We start from the raw sequence: 22,654 nt of genomic DNA on the forward strand, positions 1-22,654 counted from the left end.
GCTGACTGATGCAATTGGGGGAAAAATATGGAAAATAATGAGTTAAATCATCGAATTAATGAATTTAAACCAGATTTTTGTGAAAACAAATGCTATAAAAGACAATCAATTATCAGGAGAATAATTTCAAAATTTCCCGTGTTATACATAGTGTTTAATAAAGATAATCATAACCTAAAAAATATTATAACCACCATAAAAGGATATAAAACGATTAAAAAGAATAATTTGCTTGATGTAAATTACTATCTGAAAAATAGTGCTGATGTAAGGCAATCCGGCATAGAACCATTACTTCATTATTTGTATCATGGCTGCAAAGAAGGTCGAAACCCCAGCTTTCAATTCGACACTAAATATTACATGCAAACTTATAAAGATATCCAAGAATCAAACTTAAATCCGCTGGTACATTACAGCTTGTTTGGAATTTATGAAGGAAGAAAAACTAAAGAAAAAGTTAATTCAGATATTATTTCTAATAACAATAATTTTTCTAGGTTTCTTGCAAATTCATTGATATCACCAATAATAGATGCCCCATTCTATGAAGAAGATAAAAGATGCTTTGCAATGATGGAAAATGTGGCAAAATATCTTGTAAATTTAGCCCGTGACATGGAAAGTACAACACTAGTATCTGTGATTATGCCAGTTTACAACAGGGTTGAAGTGGTTAAGTTTGCAATTGATTCTGTTTTAAATCAAACTTACCGCAATATTGAACTTATTATTGTAGATGATGGAAGTGATGATGGGACATTTGAATTAATCGAAAGTGTAAAAGATAATCGAATTGTGCTGCTGCGCAATGAAAAGTGCCGGGGTGTATCTAAAGCACGTAATAAAGCTCTTACAGCTGCGGGTGGTAAATACATTGCTTATCTTGATTCGGATAATGTGTGGGATCCGCTTTACATTGCAGCTATGGTTGGGGCTTTTTGTAAGCTGCCGGATGCTGAAGCAGTTTACGGCGGCCAATTACTCTTTGAAGAAAAACATAAAGAACCATTTGCAGTTCGTTTCGGCAGTTTCAACAAATCATTATTAACTAATCGAAATTATATAGACATTAATGCCTTTTGCCATGTTCGGGATGTTTATGTGCGCCTGGGCGGGTTTGATGAGGGTTTACGACGTTATGTAGACTGGGATTTAATTATGCGCGTGGCTGAAACATCAAAAATGTATTCAGTACCGGTACTGCTTTCTTATTATTACTATAATAATGCTCAAAATACTATTACCAATGATAATCGTTTCATAGGCGATGAGGATATTTTACTGAAAAAACAAAAAAAACGCATTCAGAATAATGAAAATCGATTGATTTCAACGCCATCTAAAATGGATCATAAAGTTAGCATTATTATTCCTAGTTATGAATCACTTGAGGACCTTCAAGAGTGCATTAGCACGATTTTGGCGCTGAGAACATATGGATCTTTGGAACTCATTGTAGTGGATAATGCTTCAAGTCAGCCTGTAATTAATTATCTTATTAAGTTGAAGAAGGAGAATAAAATCAAGTTTATACAAAATGATGTTAATTATGGATTTACTTATGCTGTAAATCAGGGTATTGATGCTGCCGAAACAGATAATGACATCCTTATTTTGAACAATGATGCAATAATAACACCTGGTGCAATTGAGACTATGCAGAAAACAGCGTATGAACTACCTCAGTGTGGAATAGTCGTTCCACAGCAGGTATTGCCTGGTGGAACAAAAACTATAAATACGCATGTTCCTTATGCAAAATCTCAACGTGATTGTGACGTTAATCTGTCATTGCATCATGGAAACATAATTAATGTGCCCACTTTTCACTCAGGTGAATTATTAGAGCTTAATTTCGCCCCATTTTTCTGCGCGTACATTAAACGCGATGTATTAAATGATTCAATGGGTCTTGATGCAGAATTAGGTCGCCATTATCGTTCTGACCATATTTTTTGTAGTTATATAATCAATATGATGGGTTTAAAAATTTATTATGTTCCAAAAGCAGTTGTTTATCACAAACTGCAGAAATCAACCGATATTCTGTGCGAACAATCAAATAAAAACAATAATTTTGACATGATTTCCCGTAAAAATCAATGGAATGAAGAATTAATGGCACAACTTGGTTATAAGACTGCTATTTGGGATTTTTAGTAATAAACTGGTTTACAAAACTATTGGTTAAGAACAGAGCTATAAATTGTGGATATTAATACTAAACTTAATTAAATTGGTGCTGAAGTTAATACTAATCCATCAGAGATACATATCATGCAAAAAAAGTGCTAAGTTTAAGATAATATTTATTTACTATGAAAATATATCATTATCAAATTATATTGATTACATTTTTAAAATTTTTAGGGGATGGATGAAGGTAATAATATGAAGATTACAGTCATTGGAACAGGTTATGTCGGCTTAGTTACAGGTACATGCTTTTCAGAGATGGGAAATAAGGTTTACTGTGTTGATATTGATAATAATAAGATTGAATGTTTAAAGAAAGGTATTGTTCCCATATATGAGCCGGGTTTGGAAGAATTAGTTATCGAGAATCATAAAACTGGTGATTTAAATTTTACCAACGAATTGAAAAAAGGTTTAAATGATTCTGATATTTGTTTTATAGCAGTGGGCACGCCTATGGGTGAAGATGGGAGTGCTGACTTGCAGTATGTGCTTGCAGCAGCTAAAGAAATAGGTCAGGTAATGTCGCATGATTTAATCGTGGTTAATAAATCAACAGTTCCAGTAGGGACTGCTGCAAAGGTTAAAAGTGCAGTCACTGATGAATTGGAAAAAAGAGGCGTCAATTATAATGTCTACGTTGTGTCCAACCCTGAATTTTTAAAGGAAGGTTCTGCAGTTGCAGATTTCATGCACCCCGATAGGGTTGTTGTAGGTTCTGATAACGAAGAGGTTATCCAGACTATGAAAGAATTATATGCTCCTTTTACCAGGAATCATGAAAGGTTCATAGTTATGGATATCTGCAGTGCAGAAATGACTAAATATGCAGCTAATGCAATGCTGGCCACCCGTATTTCATTTATGAATGAAATGGCCAACATCTGTGAAATGGTCGGTGCAGATATTAACCATGTTAGAAATGGAATAGGCAGCGACAGCAGAATAGGGTACAGCTTTTTATACCCTGGATGCGGATATGGAGGGAGCTGCCTTCCAAAGGATGTTAATGCTTTAATTAAAACTGCTGATGATTATGGTTATAATCCAAGGATATTAAAAGAAGTAAGGTTAGTAAATGACGAACAAAAGTATTCGCTGGTAAATAAAATAATAGGACGGTTTGGTAATGATCTGTCAGGATATACTTTTGCAGTATGGGGATTAGCATTTAAACCAGGGACTGATGATATGAGAGAAGCCCCATCGGTGGTTATTATTAATGAACTCCTGGAGTTAGGTGCCAGAATTAACAGTTACGATCCGAAAGCTGCAGATATCGCAGGAAATTACTATTTTAAAGATGAAAATAACATAGAATTTGTAAACAACAAGTATGAAGCATTAAATAATGCTGACGCTATGGTACTTGTAACAGAATGGAAAGAATTTAAGAGCCCTGACTTTTATGAAATAGCTCAAAGGATCAAGAATAAAATCATTTTTGATGGAAGAAACCAGTATAACAAAGATACCTTGGAAAAAATAGGATTTGAATATTATCAGATAGGTAATAGTCAACCAGGAATAACTAAACGGTATTCGCCTGTGGATTTAGTACAGGATATACCTTCTTTAGATTTAAAATCAGGTAAATAAATGTGCTTTAAGTTAAATTAGTTAGTATGTAGCAGTGGATTACAGTTAATGATATTTCAGTGCTTAATTTTAATCACTGATTATTTTTTTAACTTTCTACGGTTGTACTATTATAGTTGTTTAAAAGCATTTCGTACCTTTTTTTTGTCCTATTTTTTGGTTCTATTTTTAAGTCATGTGATCTTTATTTTTCAATTTTTGATAATATTATTTTAAATAAGATGTATCTTGATTTAATTTGTAATTTTTAGCTTTATGGTCTTATTCTGTAATATTATTAAAATAAAACCTATTTAAAGCATAATAATTAATTTTTATGGGTTTATTTAATATTTTAGGATTAATATTATTATATTAAAATAGTAAATAATAAATAAAATGAATTTATAAATATTTATTTATATTAAATTGAAGAGATTGACTTATATGAAAATACAGGACAAAATTATCATATTATTTATATTAATAAACTTTGTAGTAATGGGACTGTATTTCAGCGCGGTAATAGCTTTTCCTAACGGGAATGACAGCCAAAATAATTCAAACACAGGTTTAAATGATAGTAATTCAACTTTAAATTCTAGTAATCAAACAAATGCCACTGAAAAATTGAATAACAGCAGTAGCAATGCAACATCACAATATTCACAGGGCCAAACCTACAGAAGTAGTACTCAGTACAGCAGTCAACGGGACAGTACAAGGTATAATTCAGGTAATTATGGGAGTAATTCTGGTGGAACATCTCAAGATAGTACTGATGGGAACTCCCAAGATGATGCTGGAACGGATGATTCTGGTGAGATTTTACAATAATCAAATCAAGCTATAACTAACAGTTTAATTAAAAAATTTGGAATGTAGCAGTACTTGATTTAATTGTTAATTAGGGTTAATGCTGGAGATTATCCAATTTTATTTTAAATCTCGCTCATGTTCACAAAAACTTCGGTTTTTGTGACCGTAAAAATCTGCGATTTTTACATGTCCAGGATCATGTGTAAAAATATTATTGTGTTTTAAATTGTAGTATTGAAAAAACAAAGTTTTTTCAACGTAAAAATAGAAACATGAAAATCCTCAAAAACCAAAGCCAACGGACCCTGTGGCGTGCAAAAATGTAATTTTTGACAGATTTTGTAAACATTCCAGACATAAACGTTAAATTTTAAAGTTAATTAATTTACAAGTAAAAGTATTAATTCATCAGTAAATATTATATAGATAATTATTCAAGTTAGTATATATACAATTGGAATTCTGTTTTTAACAGTTAAACAAGGTATTCTCATCATTACAAATTGAAGCTATTTAACATAGAAAGAATTTTATATTAAAATAATCTGTTTCTATATATTCAATGATAACATGGGATATTCAAGGGTCAAGCATGAACGAAATTAAAACATCTAACACTGACATTGGAATTGTAGTTATTTTCACTACTTTAAGCATACTCCTGTTTAACATTCCATTATTAAACAATGCAGAAATACTGACTTTTCTTAAGATTGCCGTATTTTTCTTACTTGGATATTCTCTACTGGCTATAATATTTCCATATAATAATATTAGTAAGGCTAAATTTTTTCTAGCCAGTGGATTGTGGAGTTTAATAGTTGTTTTTGTGCTGGCATTAGTATTGGGTGTGTTTTTAAATTTTAGCAGTGAAACATTTATCAATGTTTTACTTATTCTTACCAATGTTTTTATTGCAGTCGCATTTGTACGGAGAATAAGATCAGATGAAAAAGAGGATAGATACCTGATTTGTGAAAACTGCAGAAGTTATTATAAACTTGAAGAGGGGGAGACGTTAGATGATTTTGAGGCATGTGGATGTGGAGGTAAGTTGAAATATGCTGATGAAACATTTTCGCATGTATCTGTAAATAATAGTGCCATAAACATTTCTAAAGGCACCAAAACTAATAAAATTTTTTTTAAACTTAAGTTATTACTGGTTGTATCATTAATTGTAGTTTTGGGGGTTATTTTAAACTCTTTAATTGGAATTCAATTAACTTCAATTGTTTTATCTTTGATTATTTTATCTTTAGCTGCTTATTTATTTAAAATGAATTATAAACTAGTATCTAAACACAGGTTCATTGCTAACTTTTCAAAATACCGGTATCTTCTTGTAGAGCTTGTAAAGAGAGACATTAAAATAAAATATAGAAGATCTGTACTTGGGATATTCTGGAGTTTTTTAAACCCCTTGTTAATGATGATAGTATTAACATTAATATTTTCAACTATTTTCAAACGAAATATAGAAAATTTCCCGGTTTATTTATTAACTGGGAAAATAGTGTTTGATTTTTATGCAGGGGGAAGTATTGCAGCTATGAAATCAATTAAAAGGAATGCATCCATCATAAAGAAAGTATATGTGCCTAAATATATGTATAGTTTAAGTTCTGTTCTATCTAATTTTGTAACTTTTGCACTTTCTCTTATAGTCCTTTTTGGAGTAATGATAGTTACTAATGCTCCTTTCACTATTTATATCTTATTTGCCATTTTACCAATTTTCTTGTTACTTCTATTTACTATAGGGGTAGGCCTTATACTTGCTTCAATAACGGTATTTTTCAGAGATATAGAACATTTATATGATGTTTTTATAACAATGTTGTTATATGGAAGCGCGATTTTTTATCCTGTAGAAATTATTCCAGAAAGTTATCGTTTCTTATTTGAATTAAATCCAGTATTTGCTCTCATAAGCTTATGTAGAGATTCCTTTACATATGGGAGAATATTTGAGTTAAATACATTATTATATGCTTCAGTTGTATCAGTTGTGCTGTTTATTCTGGGAATACTCTTATTCTATAAATATCAGGATAAATTTATATTATATGTTTAGAAATGGTTATTATCAGGTGATAATTTGGATAAAACGGTTATCAAAGTTAAGGACGTTGGAATGGAATTTAATTTGAGTCAAGAAAAGGTGGATAACCTTAAAGAGTATGTTATTAAGCTTTTAAAAAGAGAACTTCTATTTCAGGAGTTCTGGGCCCTTAAAAGTATATCTTTCGAAGTAAAAAAAGGGGATAGAGTTGGGATTATTGGATTAAATGGAGCAGGTAAAAGTACTCTCCTCAAGATAATATCTGGAGTTATGAAGCCTACCGAGGGTTCTGTTAAAATAAAAGGTAAAATTGTGCCTTTATTAGAATTAGGAGCAGGATTTGATTCTAATTATACAGGTAGGGAGAATATATTTCTTAACGGAGCTATGTTAGGATATACTAAAGAATTTTTAGAAGAAAAATTCGACGAAATAGTGGAGTTTTCAGAGATTGGAAAATTCATTGATGTCCCATTAAAAAATTATTCATCCGGAATGAGGGCTAGATTGGGTTTTTCGATAGCTACTTTGATGGAGCCTGAAATACTTATTTTAGATGAAGTATTATCTGTAGGGGATGCAAAATTTAAGAAAAAAAGCGAAAAAAGAATAATGTCGCTTTTTGATAAAGGAGTAACCGTTTTATTTGTATCTCATTCGATACATCAAGTTAAAAGGTTATGTAATAAAGCAATATGGCTTGAAAAGGGAAAACTGATTATGCAGGGAGATGTAGAAGAAGTCTGCGAAGCATATTCAAAAAGTTAAATCTAAATTTATATCATTAACAAGTTGTACAGTCTCTTTCTTGAATTCCCATTACAATTTTCCAGGTAAATATCTAAGAATTTATTTATATTATATTCATCTGCAGGGTAATTCTTAATTATATCTGCTATTTGTTCTGTATTAAAAACAACAGGTCCTGGAACAGCTGTTTTATAGTCTTCGTAGAAACCTCTACCTGATTTTTCAAATTCAGATAGGTCATAACTGTAAAATATCATTGGCTTTTCCATTATAGCGTATTCATAAATTATTGAAGAATAATCGGTTATCATGATATCACAACAGATTAGCAAGGTGTTTAATTTATCATAAGAAGAGAAATCAAAAACTCTATTTTGGTCCTGTCCTGTATATTCATCTAAATTAATATTATCTGCTATACGTGGATGAAGTCTAAGAAATAGAACATAATTATCATCTAAATTAGACATCAATTCGTCAATATCAAGGTGTATCCTGATTTTATCTGCATGATATTCATCATCCCTGAATGTAGGGGCATAGAGTACTATTTTTTTGCCAGATAATTCTGGATAACTGCTGAAGAACTCATCTCTTTTTTCTTGAAGAGCGGCTTTACTAAAGAAGATATCCGTTCGAGGGCATCCTGTATTGAATATTTTATCTTCTTCTGCTCCAAAGGCAGTTTTATACACCTCTTTCATCCAGCTGGATCCTACAATAAAGTGAGTGGTATTTTTATTGGTAGTTACTGCTAGCTTTTTAACCCAACCCTCTTCATAGTCAAGGCCAAATTTTTTTATAGCACCTGTACCGTGCCATAACTGCACCAAATGGGTATTTTTTTTGAGTTTTACAGCAGAAAATGGCAGAAACACGTTGTCCATGAAGATAGTTCCGGAAGTGGCCATGTGGTAGGGTACAGATATGAACATGTAAATTAAATTTTTAAACAGGTTTTTATCAGATTTAAATGTGTAATTATCTCGAGTAACTTCTTTAAATATTAAATTAGGGTCATGTTTTTGGAAGTAACGGTAGGTTGATCCTACATTCCCTTCATCACTGCTATCATGAGTCATGATGAGGAGTATCTTTTTCTTATTTACAGGGAATAAATAGCTGAGGTAGAAAAAAATGGCCATTATATAATATGATGTGCGTTTGAAAAAAGCTAATTTGTTCATTGTTATTCCTCTTGTCTAATTTCAGCTGTTATTTGAATAAGGCGTTTTTTCCAGGATCAGATCAACAATTTTTGAAGAAGCATTTCCCTTATCAAAGCTTGTGAATTTATTTAGAAATTCATTATATTTTTTGCTGTAGCAATTACAGTCATAGTTTTTAATTGAATTAATTAAATCAATGTTATTTTTTACAACTGGACCTGGAAATTCTTCAAATATATTGAAATAGAATCCCCTTAAATCATTTTTATATTTTTGGTAGTCATATGCATAGATGATCATCGGCCTTTTAAGTAGTGCATAATCAAAAATTACTGAGGAGTAGTCTGTTACTAAAATATCAGAAATCAAGTACAGCTCCTGTATATCCTGGAGATGATCACATTTATAGACGAATCCTTCATAGCTGCTCCAATCTACTGGGTCTTTCACTAAATAATGTAATTTAACCAGTATTATATGTGTATCGTCCAGTTCTTTTTTTAATAAGTCAAAATTTATCTGTGTGGAAAACTTATATATCCCATTTTCATAGAACTCATCATCTCGCCATGTAGGTGCATATAAAATGACCTTTTTGTTTAGAGGTATATTGTACTTCTTTTTAATAGATTCTATTGATTTTGCATCATTTTTTTTAAAGAGTACATCATTTCTGGGAAAACCAGTAGATAATATTTCCTTTTTAAAATCAAAACATGATTTGAACCGCTGCGTTGTGTAATCACTTTGAGAGATTAAATAATCCCATGTTTCAGTATTTTCCTTAAATAATCTTTTATATTCTGATAACTCCATTTTTTCACTCATACTCAAAATATCCATGTCCATAGCTAATTTCTTTAATGGAGTCCCATGCCACAGCTGGATGTATGTGGTTTTTGGCCTTTTAACTAAAAATGCAGGTAGTCTTGTGTCGCATATCCATATTTTAGCTACTGCTAAATAATATAAGTAAGATAGTCCTGTTCTTTTAATTTTTTTAGCATTTCCGGGAATTTTTATATCCATATTTTCTAAAGACCATATACATTTAAATTTTTTATCTAATCCTTGATCTACCATCTCTTCATAAACATATTTAGGATTGCCAGAATAATTTCGGCCAACACTGCTTTCAAAGAATATTACATTATTATTTACAGGCAAAACTTTTAGAAAAATGAGGTATAATAATATGACTAACTTTTTAATTATATGTCTGATGTTCATGGTGGCCTCTATGATTAATTTTTTAAAATGATAATTTTCACAGGATTAGTTTTATATTTATTTAATTTTGAGTTCTTCTGCCAGTCGTTTTTGAGCAGCCAATTTATCAGTATTTTTAAGCTCTAAAACACGGTCAATTACTCTTTTTGATGCTTTACCATTGTCTTTCCTGTTATATTTATGGCGGAAGGCATTATATTTATCATTATACAAACCTGGATCGTATCCTTTTATATCAGTAATTAGCTCTTCAGTTGTCTTTGAAATTGGCCCTGGGATCTCTTCAACAACGTTGGAATAGAATCCTCTGAGTTCATCACGATAAGACTCTAGATCATACATAAAGAAGAACATGGGCCTGTTTAAGATACTGTAATCGAACATCACTGAGGAATAATCTGTAATTAACATGTCTGAAACCAGATATAAATCTGCTATATCTTGATCTGCCCCAAATGTGTAGACAAAATCTTTGTAATTTGACCAATCAATATCTTCCATAACTAAATAATGATATTTGACTATTATAATGTAATCACTGGATAATTTTTCCTTCAGGAGATCAAAATCCATAGCTGTGGCGAATTTATATATACTTCTTCTGTGAAACTCGTTATCTCTCCATGTGGGAGCATATAAAAGTACTTTTTTGTTTTTAGGAATACTTAAATCGTCTTTTAATTTGTTTATATGTTTTTTAGTATTATTGTTAACCAAAATGTCATTTCTAGGATAGCCGTAAGTCCATATTTCTTTATTTGGGGCTAACTCTTTAGAAAATGCAAATGCACTTTTAAATATCTCTGTTGAGAATTCATTTTGGGAGAGAAGGAAATCCCATTTCCTGGAATCTTGATAAATATTACGTTTATAAGTCTCTATATCTTCCTTACCTGCCATAAAAACATTATCCATATCTAATCCCAATTTTTTAAGGGGTGTGCCGTGCCAGGTTTGTATATAATAACATTGTTCCCTTTTCTGGATATGGGGAGGATCTCGTGTATCAAATACCCATATTTTGGCCCTTGCCATGTAATAGTAATATTTTATTCTTGATCTTTTTACTTTTAAAGTGTTTCCTGGAATTTTAGTATTCGTATCTTCCAGTATCCAGATGCATTTCAGTTTTTTATCCAGGCCCTGTTTAACCATTTCCTCATAAATGTGTTTAGGGTTTCCACTGTAATTACGCCCCATGTTACTTTCAAAGATAATTAAATCGTTATTTAGGGGTAATTTCCTGAAAAGAGTGTAACCTGGTAAAATCAGGTACTTTTTAATGATTTTTTTAATACTTAAATTCATAGTTATCACGAATAGTTAAATCAGTTTCTTATCTATAAAAATGGTCTTATAGTAAATATAATATTCTTAAGTTACAATAGAAGTGAACCCTTAAATTTTAGTAAAATAATCATCATTTAAAATGGAAGTGCTATTCTCCACATACTTCTTCATAAAACTGATTCATGGCTGTTTCATTGTATTTAACATAATCAAAAGGTTTACTGCTCATTCCTTCTTCAATGAATTTAATCATAGCTTCAGCTAATGCTTCTGCACTGTTGTCTACTAATTTTCCATAACCTCCTTGAAGAATTTTCCTAGGACCTGCAATATCTGTTGATATCACGTTTTTACCTAAAACCAGTGCTTCTAATATTACAATACCTTGCCCTTCATAATTAGAAGAATGTACCATACAATCACATTTATCTAACAGCCAGTAAGGATTAAATAAATTTCCCGTGAAAATAACATTATATAATATTCCAATATCATCTGCAAAATTAATTAGGCTTTCTTTTAGGGGACCGTCACCAATAATATATAGTTTCACGTTGGTATGAGTTTTTAACACACTGGAAAATGCAGTTAACAATTTTTTATGATCCTTTTCTGGCGAAAGTCTTCCAACGGCTATAAAATTTACATTACTCTTTAAAGGAGCTGCTATTCCGTTTAAATCTACAAAAAAATCATCTTTAACATATTGGGTGAAATAATAGGGAGCACTGTTAACAGTAACGACTTTCCCTGAAGATGATTTTTTAATAATTGTATTATAATCTATTGAATTAGTGACATGGATGAGTTTATCATCTATATCCATACCATATTCTTTAAAGTTCACAGAATTCTCTTGTTTACTGTCTTCTGATACTGTAATCAGCTTATCATAATATTTATAGAGATCAAATGTTACCGAAAGAGATTTAAATCTTAATTCGTATTCTCTGACCATATTGTTGTGTAAATAAATGCATTTTGTCTTTATATCACTCAATGCAAATAATAGTGTTATAATCTTATCATATCCTCCAAAGTCTACAAATATATCGAATCTTGTATTGCCAAGTAATCTTTTAATTTCGCGAATGTAAAGATCTTCAGGAATTTTATCGGTAATATCTTCTGCTATTCCATTTTTCATTATAAAATCGTGATAATAATATTCTCCTCGCAGGAAATTAAATCCATGAGACATATAAATTATATTTGCATTTTTGTTGAGTTTTTTAAGGTTAGTTTTAATATCTTCATAATGCTCGTTATTTTTACTTATTGGATAAACAAGAACTGATACATCATATTTCTCGTAATCAATATTATCTAATAAATTAGAGAAAGAAGATGTTATACCATTAGTTTTGAGTATACCTGGATAAAAAAGAATTTTCTTTTTAAGATTACGTGTATTGTCAGCATATTTTTCTATTTTATTGAATATAGAATCAACAGCTCTTTTACAGGCATTTCCATCATCATTGTAACTAAATCTTTCAATGGCTATTGAATACTTGTTTTTATATTTCTTTGAAATGGATTTTATATCATTTATAGTATCCATTATTTCGTTAGCATTATGGCATAATGGGCCGGGTAACTCTTCTAAAGGGAGATATGAATTAAATTCATCAATACGATCATCTATAAAATATATAATAGGTTTTTTAGTCTTTAAAAAATCAAAAGATATGCTGGAATTTGTTATTAATATATCTACAATAGATAAAAGCTCATTAATGTCAATGTCATCAGGGACTATCAAATCTTTTAATGAACCTGTAACGAATTTAGATAATTTCATGGGTAATTTAACAATAAATTTATATTTCCCATTCAGTTTATCTTTTAAAAATTCAATATTATTTATTAAATATTCTGTATATAATTCAGTATTTAACTTTTCATTTAATTGCGGGACATATAAAATAACTTTATCTAATTTAGAAATGTTTAAAATGTCTTTGAGTCTAGTTTTGTCAGCAGTGTATAAAAAGTCTACTCTAGGATGGCCGGTATCAAGTATACATCCGTTAACTAGAGTATTTATGTCATAAGCTTTTAATAATTTGTCTATACTGTATCTGTTAGGATAGATCAAATAAGATGCATTTAATAAATTTCTCTGAATACTTCCTTGTTTTGATATGTTAAGCTCATTGTCTTTACCTATGGCATTTAATGGTGTATCCGACCAGCAATTAACATAAACCTGGCCTTCTCTTCTAAAGTAATAATCTGGAAGTGTAGAATCGGATATAACATATTTTGATTTGGCAAGATATTTAATATGCTCTTTAGAGTTCTTTTTAACAAATTTAACGTTTTTATATTTTTTATATTTGTTTATGATGCTATTATCACTTAAACGAGTAATGGACCATACATGTGTAAAACTACCATAATCTGGATTATTTAGTAGATATCTAAATAATGCATAGGGATTACCCTCAATTGATTTTCCAGCTGAGGATTCATACAGGATCATTTTATTTATAAAGCTTTTTTTAGTGTATTTAGCAAAGTCACTGTATTTTTTAAAGTTTTTATTGGAAAAATAGCGCCTGTAAAAAGCATTATACTCTTTAAATTTAGTGAAATCTTTTATTTTTTTTGTTAATTTGGAGATATTCATAGTTAATCGTTTCCAAGCTGTTATAGTTACTAAAGTTGATAGTGAAATAATTAAAGATCAAAAACTTCATTATAGAAGTTTGACAATGTTTTTTCATTATATTTAACAAAATCAAAGTGTTTTTGTTCATACCCGTTTTCTATAAACTGTATCATCCCTTTTGCAATGCTTTTTTCTGAATTTTGAACCATTATACCGTAACTATCTATAATTTCTTTTGAATTTGGATTATCTATCGTAATTAATGGTTTATCTAAAACTAAAGCTTGCATTAAAGAAATATTTTTGTCTGTATTGAATAACGATATAATGCAGTCGCATCTATTTAAAATCCAGAAAGGATTGCTTAAAGAATTAATGATAATTATTTTATTATTTAATCCTCTCTTTAATACCTGATTTTTTAAATAAAATTCTAACGATCCGTTTCCAATTATATAAAGTCTAATGTTCGGATACTTTGAATGAACACGGTTAAATGCATTAATTAATTTTGAAACTCCTCCTTTGTAAATAAGTTTTCCTAAAAATACAAAATTAACGTAGCTTTCATTAGGTAAAGCAATACCTGAGATTTTTATTTTTTTATCAGACATTTCATATTCTTCACAATGATAGTTTATATTATCAAAGGTCTTTATGTTATCTTTAGCTAACTCTAATATATTTTTATAATCAATAGGGCATTTTAATGGTTTAAATGCGTTTTTTAAATCTGGAAATTCATTAAATATGGTTTTATCAATTAAATCAGGATCTATAGAAGTAAATACTTTATCATAATACTTGTATACTGAAAATATTATTTTAATATTTTTAGCTACTTTCTGTTTATTACTGTAAAAGATGTTTGTATAATCATTGCATAAGTAATGTGAATAAATATATTTTCGTTTAAAGTTACCAAAAGCAAATAAAATAACTGATGTTTTTTGACTTCCTCTAAAATCTAATACTGAATCAAAGTTTGAAGTACCAAATAACCTTTTGGCTTCATTTACATACAATTCTCGAGGAATATTTTTTTCAACAGTTTCATTGAATATTCCTTCTTCCATTAACCGATTATGCCAGAAGTAGTTGTGTAAAGAAAATCCAAAACCTCCAACTTTGTACAGTATTTTCACATCTTTAGAAAGTTTAAGAATATTTGTTTTGATGTCTTCGTGTGAAAATTGATCTAAAAATACATAAATATCGTAATTTTGATAATCTAAATTAGTTACTAAATTAATGAAATCTTTAGTTACTTCATTATTTAATAAAGAACTAGGATATAACAAAAGTTTTTTTCTTTCATCTTTAATTTTATAGACTTCATTTTCAGGGAATGATGCATTATTGAATATTAAATCTGCAACCCTTTTAGAAGCATTTCCATCATCGTTAGGGGCAAATTTCTTTGTGAAACTAGAATAAGTATTTACATATTTTTTCTGTATTGATTTTATATTCCTTAATGAATCAATTACCTCTTCTGAAGTTTCACATATAGGCCCTGGAAGTTCTTCTAAAGGTATGTATAATCCCCTTTCTTTAATATATTCATTTTTATCGTAACAAAAGAACAATACTGGTTTTTTAGTGCCTAAAAACTCAAAAAATACGCTTGAATAATCTGTTATCAATATGTCTGTTATTGATAACATCTCATTTATTTCTAGATGATCAGGTATGGCTATTTTTTTCAGCTCTGGACTGGCAAAACTCATAGTATAAGTATGTAATTTTAGAAATAGGCGAAATTTGGGGGGTAAATTGCCCTTAATTTTGTTAATATGATCAAATATCTCATTTACTGTATCATTTACAGAATTAGGTGATTTACCTCTCCAGGTCGGAGCATATAATACTATTGTCTCATCATCATTTATTCCTAATAACTCTCTGAGCTTTCGTTTATCAGTATTAAACACGAAATCTACACTTGGATATCCTATATTGGCAATATAACCTTGATATAGTGTGTAAACATCATGTGACCTTAATAAAACATCTGCAGTATATTTATTGGAGTTTATTAAATAGGAGGTGTGCAAGAAATTCCTTTGAACATTTTTATGATCGCTAGTGGTAGATTTTATATCTTTTCCCATATATTTGAGTGGTGTACCATGCCATATATTAACATATATCTGATCTTCCTTTTTAATAAAATAATATGGGAATGTTGAATCATTTATTAAATATTTTGCGCTAGTAAGATACTTTAAATATTCTTTTGAGTTGTATAAAACAAATTTGACATTTTTATAAGAACTATATTTTTTGACAATACTGCTGTTTAAATCATTAGTTGACCATACATGTGTAAAATTACTATATGTGGGGTTATCTACAAGATATCTAAATAATGCATAAGGATTTCCATTAATTCTTTTGGCATTAGAAGACTCATAAAGAATTACATTCTTTTTGACTTTTAATTTATTAAAATAATGATTGTATAAGCTATTTCTTTTGAAGTTGTCGTTTAATAAATATCTTCTAAAGAATCCTAATCTGATCTTTAAAAAATGTTTATTATCTTTAATAAGTTTGTTAAGTTGCATTTTTGACACCGTATGTTTAATAGTTGTCGAATGACACACATATGCTTGTCTATAATTATACAATCCTTCTTTGATTTATTAATTATCAGATGAGTTAATTAATATTGATAATTAATAAGTATGGGTTTTTTAAAAACATATTTTGGATATAAATTGTAAATTTATTGAATTTATTTATAAATCATCCTAATATTTGTAATTAATATAAATTTTAAGGTGATGTTATTATAATTACATAAATATATCTAAAAATTTATTTGATTGTTTATTAATGTTATAAAACAAGATATTATTTAAATTATGGTTTGTATTAATACGTGAGCATTGATTTATATTACATAATTATGTCTTAAAATGTTTTGAAAATTATGAAATTAGATAATAACCCGAAAATAAAAAAATTAATATAAAATGTTAGTTTATATTTTCTTAAAATTTTTATAGAGAAAATTAATGTACAGATAATTATTTAAACTTGCAATTAACTATAATAGTTCTAAAATTTCTAACTATAAAAAAGGGATAATAAGATGAAAGAAGAATTAATTATTGATTACACCAATGAATTATCTGTTAAATTTAAAGTTACACCCGACATTGAAGTTAAAGAAATAATTGTTGACATTTTTGGTGGAAAAAAGACATATAAACCCATTAAAAAAGGAGAATATTATACATTTAGCTTATCAAATTCTGTTTTTTTAAGGGGAATGCAGGGGATAATTCAATTCTATTTCTCTTTTATTGACGAAAATGGCAGCTATAAAATAACCAATTTTGCCAGATTTAACAAGTTTGAAATGATTGGTGGCGGTATTAAAAATGTGAAAAATAACTACATAGTACCACATCAGACGAGAAGTAGAAATTTTATTTTAATAGTAACAGATGACTTTAAAAAACAAAAACTAAATGTAATTAATTTTTTAACATCATTTAATTGCAATAAAGAAAGTATAAACATAAATGGTGTTTTTAAAACCTTTTTACTGTCTGTTGATCAGATGGAGATTGGTATGGAAGGCCGTAAAACGTTTTCGAAATTCAGATCTAGAATTGATTTTAGTAAAATTCAAAGCAAATACAGTGATAATCTAGCTATTTCAACTGTTATTCCATTTGATACTTCTATCGAAGAAGATATATATGATTTCTTTTTATACATACATCTGAAGGAAATACCAGAACCAGTAAAAATAAGATTTGGGCACACTCGGTTCTTGATGAGACAAAAAGTAAAAGATTACGTTCTGAAATTTGATGAAGAAACAATATATATTACTCCTTACTTTACGTTTTCCGGCCAAAATTTGTCATTACACGTAGAAAGAATAAATAATGATGTAACAAAGAATATTGAAAATATTAAACAGAATAATAGGGAAGATATCTGGTTAATAGGTGAACAGCCCTACAAAGCACAGGACACCGGAAAAGCATTTTTTGAATATATCAGAAGAACACATCCTGAAAAGGAAGCTTATTATGTAATTGATTTTAATTCTCCAGAATATGAAAATGTCAAAGATCTGGGTAATATCATTGATTACAGGAGTAAAGAGCACTTTGAAATGTGTTTAAAGGCCACCCATCTCATTGGTTCTCATCATATTGACTATCTGTACCCTATAAGAAACAAAGAATTTATTTCCAAAGTAAAGGCCAAAAAGATATTTCTACAGCATGGTGTTTTAGGCGTTAAAAATTTAGCAAACCTGTACCTGAACCAGAAAGAATTTTTTGATGTGGACATGTTCTGCGTAAGTACAGAAAGAGAAAAACAAATAACTGTAGAAGATTTGAAGTTCTCTGAAGAACAGGTAAAGGTTACTGGACTTTCTCGTTTTGATTCTTTGTTTAAAAATGATATTGAGGTTAAAAAACAGATATTGATAATTCCTACGTGGAGGGATTGGCTTCAAAATGTGGATACTTTTTTAGAATCAGAATACTACCAGAGGTATCAAAGTCTGATCTCAAATAAAGAATTTTTGGATATCTGCAGAAAGAATGATGTGGATGTTGTTTTTTGTTTGCACCCTAATATGCAGAAATACAGTTCATTCTTTAAAAGTGACGATGTTAAAATAGTTTTCCAGGGAGAAATCGATGTTCAATTACTAATAAAAGAAAGTATGTTGATGATTACAGATTATTCCAGCGTTGCATTTGACTTTGCATTTTTAAATAAACCTGTGATATACTACCAGTTTGACCAGAAAAGGTTTTTGGGAAAAGCAGGTTCGCACCTTGATTTAGAAAGAGAATTACCTGGAACCATCATCAGCAATGAAGAAGAAATAACCAGTGTTTTCAACAAAATTGCTGAAAATGGCTTTAGAATTTCTGATGAAAATTTAAATCGGGTAAATAGCCTGTTGAAGTATAAAGATACTAGAAATTCAGAGCGTATTTTTAATGAAATAACCAACTTTAAATTTAAAAGGACATTAACAGAAAGAATAAAGCGAACAGAGAAATATAAAAAAGCGTTCAACTATTTCAGGAGAAATAGAGTTTATTTCCCATTAATGAAACTATTTTATAAAATTTTCAAGCTGTTACCTTTAAAAGAGAGGTATGTATTTGAAAGCGGCGTTGGGGTTCAATATTCTGATGCACCTAAGGCATTATATGAAGAATTAATGAGAATAAAACCTGATGCAGAATGTGTATGGTTTTATAATAAGACCTCATTTATTCATCCCATGAATACAAAAGTCGTCAAGCGTTTATCCCTGGGGTACTATTACTACCTGGCCACGTCTAAATACTGGATCAACAATCAGAATTTTCCAAGTTATATAACAAAAAGAAAAGGAACTACCTATCTGCAGACATGGCATGGAACTCCGGTTAAGAAAATGCTATTTGACCTTAAAGAAATCTACGGCCGAGAAAAAGGTTACGTGCAGCGCGTTGAAAATGCAAAAAACCAATGGAGTTACTTGATTTCACAAAATAGTTATGCTACGAAACATTTTAGGACCGCATTTAGATACAATGGTCCTATTTTAGAAGAAGGATACCCTCGAAACGATATTTTAATAAATAATCCTGAAAAGGAATTAATAATTAATAAAATCAGGCATGCTTATTCAATATCTCCCTCTAAAAAAATTATTTTATATGCTCCAACATTCAGGGATAATGCAAAAGTTGAAAATAAATTTGAATCAGACATTAAAATAGATTTTAAAGAGTTTAATGATAGATTTGGAGAGGAATATATTCTTTTATTGCGCATGCACGTTACGGTAAGTTCAGATATTGAGATTCCTGAAGAATATAAGCACTGTATAATTAATGTATCATCGTATCCAGATATACAGGAACTCTACTTAATGACAGATATTTTAATTACTGATTATTCATCAGTATTGTTTGACTTTGCTGTATTAAAACGCCCTATGATATTTTATGCTTATGATCTTGAAGAATACAAAAATGATATAAGGGGAGCGTACCTTGACTATGAAAAAGAAGTTCCAGGTAAAATTGTTAAGAACCAAAATGAACTGTTCCATGCAATAAACAATATTGAAGAACTTAAAAGTGAATATAGAGACAAATTAAGCAAATTTAAGCAAAAATATGCCCCATTAGATGATGGAAACGCTGCAAAAAGGATTGTAAAGAAAATTTTATTACAGAGTCATAAATAGGGTCATATTTTTATAATTAAATAAACTAAAATGTGTTAATATGAAAACGATAATTATTCCAATTAACACTTTAGCTGAAAAACGTGGGGGGTTGGTTAAAGCAGCTGTTCAAAAGGCTAACCTTCTAAGTCAGGAAAAAGATTATAAAATAGTTATTTTAGTACTTTCATATCAAAAACATTTGTTAGAAGTAGTTATGGATATGAAAAATGATGGTAAATTAGCGGAAGCAGTAGATGTAATAAATGTTATTGAATTTCTTAATCCAAACCCATCAAATAGAGTTAAAAACTTAAAAATTGACGAGAAAAAACTGACTAAAATTAGAGATGGAAAGAATTACCGCTTTTACGACAATGGGATATATGTAATGTTTAAAAATGTCAATAAGGTTAATGGCAGGATTGAATTTATTGATCACTTTAAAATGGGCAGAGTAAGATTTCTTAGAGAAGAATTTGATTTCAGGGGTAATCTTACAAGGTATGTAGAATATGGAAACAAGAATACTGCCACCATGCACCGGTATGTTGATAAGAACAAAAAATGTTTTTTAAGTATATGGATCGATGAAGAAACCCATGAGTGGAAGCGCGCAATTGATTTTAATACTGGAAAAGAGTATAAAGGAATGGGAGCATTTTATATTGATATAATCAATAAAATTGTTCAAAATTTTGAAAATCCAGTTATATTCAGTTTATTTAGTGAAAAGTTAAAAAATATCCCTGAAGATGGAAAAAATTTGGATTATATCATTTCAAAATTAGATTCTAACGTGAAAAAAATATCTTCTCTTCATAACACTCATTTATTAGATCCATATAATAATAAAAATGAAGTTCAACCGATTTTTAGAGATTTATTTGAAAATACAAATTTTGATAGAATAGTAGTACTAACAGAAGCGCAAAAAAAAGATATTGAAAGTGTATTTAATCGTGATATAGAAGTTATTCCAAATTCGTGTGATTTTCCTATTCGGGAGTACAATGTGGGGAAAGATATCAATAGAATCATAATGATATCTCGTATTGATGCCAAGAAACGCGTCGATCTAGCCATTGAAATAATGAAAATAATTTCTAATAAAGATCCGAAATTATATTTAGATTTCTATGGGTTTGGTTATAAAGATGAACTGGAAGAAGAGATATATTCAAAAGTTAAAGATTATAGTTTAAAAAACTTTAATTTTAAAGGATTTACATCAAATATTAATGAAGAACTCCAAAAATCTGGAATGAGTATTTTAACAAGTGATACTGAAGCATTTCCATTAACAATAATTGAAAGTATTGCAAATAACGTGCCATGTATTTCATTTGATATAAAATATGGGCCAAAAGATATGATTAAAAGCGGAAAAAATGGTTATTTAATCGAGCAAAATAATATTGAAGGGTTTGCAGATAAAATAATTGAATGCAAAGAAAGGTTAAAAAGGGGAGAATTTAAAAATATATCTAGTACTGTTTTGAATATCTCCAGTGATAAAGTAAAAAAACAGTGGATTGACCTGATTGAAAGTCTATAATTTAGTCATATGATCTAAGTTTACTGTTTCTATTTTTTAAATTTATTTTTTAATCTTTGAAGTATATTCTTTGATTTATACAAAGACCATCCTTTCACTGTTTGAAGTGTTGCTACCTGTTTTTGTTTACTTTTTAATTTTCTTTTAAGCTTATTTTCTTTCTCAATTGAGAGATGGATAACTTCCCCTAAGATCAGTGCTTCATCGTATTTTTTATTAGAAATAGAGTTGAACAGAACTTCCATTTGTTTTTGTTTAAAAGTCAACCCGTTGAATTGAAGCTTTTTAAAAAGAGGCGCCGCAGTTGATAAAAGCTCTCTTTTTTCGGTTTGGTTTAAATCATATAACATAAATTGACGCATCCAGAAGGAAATATGAGAATGAAACCCTAATTGGATATAATCTTCATGGTTATTCTGCTTAAAAATATGATAAAGCTGAGTATATGTGTCAATTAATCCGATGAGGTACTTTTTGTTTTGAGTATAAGTTATGGACCGATCACTACCACTATCTCGTAAATTACGGTTGCATACAATAAATTTATTTAGAAATATAATTCTTTTTGCATTTAAAAGAGAATTAACAACGAAAACGAGGTCTTGACCGGGAATTCCTTCAGGAAAAAGTATATTATTCTCTTTAATAAAGGTGGTTTTAAATATTTTAGTCCATATGGATGGTGTAATGGCTAATAGTCGAGTTTCTTCCTGAATTCTATTCACTTTGATCTCATTTTCCATGTTAAATGGTGTTTTAACCTTTAGAAGTTTACCCTTTCGAAAATTAAAATAATTTCCAAACACAATATCTGCATCTTCTGCAACTATTTTGTTGTACAGCACTTCGCAAGCATTATCGGTATAATAATCATCAGGGTCAAGGAACATGATGTAGTCTGCAGTAGCTTTTCTCATTCCAATATTTCTTGGTTTTCCGGCAGCTGCACTGTTTTCATGTAAATGAATTGCAGTAAAATTATCATATTTATCTGCATATTCATCCATTATTTCTCTGCTTTTATCGGTGGAATAATCATTGACCATAATCACTTCTAAACGTTTAAAACCAATACTCTGCCTTAAAATAGACTCCAAAGCATTCCGGATATGATTTTCAACATTAAAAACAGGGACAATAATGCTGATTCTGTAATTCACAATAA

Annotated in this window: 13 protein-coding genes; 7 read left to right on the forward strand and 6 right to left on the reverse strand. The window is 29.5% G+C overall.

The window, feature by feature from the left end:
* Positions 1 to 138 precede the first annotated feature (138 nt).
* The 5 genes from ASJ80_RS02670 to ASJ80_RS02690 all read left to right on the forward strand — a co-directional run bounded on the left by ASJ80_RS02670 (position 139) and on the right by ASJ80_RS02690 (position 7,429).
* Positions 139 to 2,163: a glycosyltransferase family 2 protein gene (locus ASJ80_RS02670; RefSeq protein WP_245837430.1), complete on the forward strand. Its 2,025-nt coding sequence runs from the start codon at positions 139 to 141 to the stop codon at positions 2,161 to 2,163.
* Between the two features lie 231 nt (positions 2,164 to 2,394).
* Complete coding sequence (locus ASJ80_RS02675) at positions 2,395 to 3,798, forward strand: UDP-glucose dehydrogenase family protein (RefSeq protein ID WP_095651940.1); 1,404 nt, start codon at positions 2,395 to 2,397, stop codon at positions 3,796 to 3,798.
* A 426-nt stretch (positions 3,799 to 4,224) separates the two neighbouring features.
* On the forward strand, positions 4,225 to 4,614 hold the full coding sequence (locus tag ASJ80_RS02680) for a hypothetical protein (protein WP_095651941.1): 390 nt from the start codon (positions 4,225 to 4,227) through the stop codon (positions 4,612 to 4,614).
* 544 nt (positions 4,615 to 5,158) lie between these two features.
* Entirely contained in the window at positions 5,159 to 6,673 is a 1,515-nt protein-coding gene (locus ASJ80_RS17425; protein ID WP_245837431.1) for an ABC transporter permease, read from the forward strand.
* 24 nt (positions 6,674 to 6,697) lie between these two features.
* Positions 6,698 to 7,429: an ABC transporter ATP-binding protein gene (locus ASJ80_RS02690; protein WP_245837432.1), complete on the forward strand. Its 732-nt coding sequence runs from the start codon at positions 6,698 to 6,700 to the stop codon at positions 7,427 to 7,429.
* Positions 7,430 to 7,437: 8 nt separating this feature from the next.
* On the opposite strand, the gene ASJ80_RS02695 is transcribed toward ASJ80_RS02690, so the two are convergent.
* The 5 genes from ASJ80_RS02695 to ASJ80_RS02715 all read right to left on the reverse strand — a co-directional run bounded on the left by ASJ80_RS02695 (position 7,438) and on the right by ASJ80_RS02715 (position 16,287).
* Complete coding sequence (locus ASJ80_RS02695) at positions 7,438 to 8,598, reverse strand: CDP-glycerol glycerophosphotransferase family protein (protein WP_095651942.1); 1,161 nt, start codon at positions 8,596 to 8,598, stop codon at positions 7,438 to 7,440.
* 21 nt (positions 8,599 to 8,619) lie between these two features.
* The gene (locus ASJ80_RS02700; RefSeq protein WP_095651943.1) at positions 8,620 to 9,810 is read right to left on the reverse strand and encodes a CDP-glycerol glycerophosphotransferase family protein; all 1,191 of its coding nucleotides are present in this window, start codon (positions 9,808 to 9,810) and stop codon (positions 8,620 to 8,622) included.
* Positions 9,811 to 9,867: 57 nt separating this feature from the next.
* Positions 9,868 to 11,118: a CDP-glycerol glycerophosphotransferase family protein gene (locus tag ASJ80_RS02705; RefSeq protein WP_095651944.1), complete on the reverse strand. Its 1,251-nt coding sequence runs from the start codon at positions 11,116 to 11,118 to the stop codon at positions 9,868 to 9,870.
* Positions 11,119 to 11,248: 130 nt separating this feature from the next.
* Positions 11,249 to 13,735 carry a glycosyltransferase gene (locus ASJ80_RS02710; RefSeq protein ID WP_095651945.1) on the reverse strand — a complete coding sequence of 829 codons (2,487 nt, stop codon included), beginning with the start codon at positions 13,733 to 13,735 and terminating at the stop codon, positions 11,249 to 11,251.
* 50 nt (positions 13,736 to 13,785) lie between these two features.
* Positions 13,786 to 16,287: a CDP-glycerol glycerophosphotransferase family protein gene (locus tag ASJ80_RS02715; protein ID WP_095651946.1), complete on the reverse strand. Its 2,502-nt coding sequence runs from the start codon at positions 16,285 to 16,287 to the stop codon at positions 13,786 to 13,788.
* 530 nt (positions 16,288 to 16,817) lie between these two features.
* Here ASJ80_RS02715 and ASJ80_RS02720 point away from each other — a divergent pair.
* Together ASJ80_RS02720 and ASJ80_RS02725 are read left to right on the forward strand one after the other, a co-directional pair.
* A complete protein-coding gene (locus tag ASJ80_RS02720) occupies positions 16,818 to 19,952 on the forward strand; it encodes a CDP-glycerol glycerophosphotransferase family protein (RefSeq protein ID WP_095651947.1) in 3,135 nt (1,044 codons plus the stop codon).
* A 40-nt stretch (positions 19,953 to 19,992) separates the two neighbouring features.
* On the forward strand, positions 19,993 to 21,489 hold the full coding sequence (locus ASJ80_RS02725; protein ID WP_095651948.1) for a glycosyltransferase: 1,497 nt from the start codon (positions 19,993 to 19,995) through the stop codon (positions 21,487 to 21,489).
* 29 nt (positions 21,490 to 21,518) lie between these two features.
* Here ASJ80_RS02725 and ASJ80_RS02730 read toward each other — a convergent pair whose 3' ends face one another.
* Positions 21,519 to 22,649, reverse strand: coding sequence for a glycosyltransferase family 2 protein (locus ASJ80_RS02730; RefSeq protein ID WP_179288728.1), 1,131 nt, complete (start codon positions 22,647 to 22,649; stop codon positions 21,519 to 21,521).
* Between the last annotated feature and the right edge of the window lie 5 nt (positions 22,650 to 22,654).

Source organism: Methanobacterium bryantii, assembly GCF_002287175.1.
Taxonomy (GTDB): domain Archaea; phylum Methanobacteriota; class Methanobacteria; order Methanobacteriales; family Methanobacteriaceae; genus Methanobacterium_D; species Methanobacterium_D bryantii.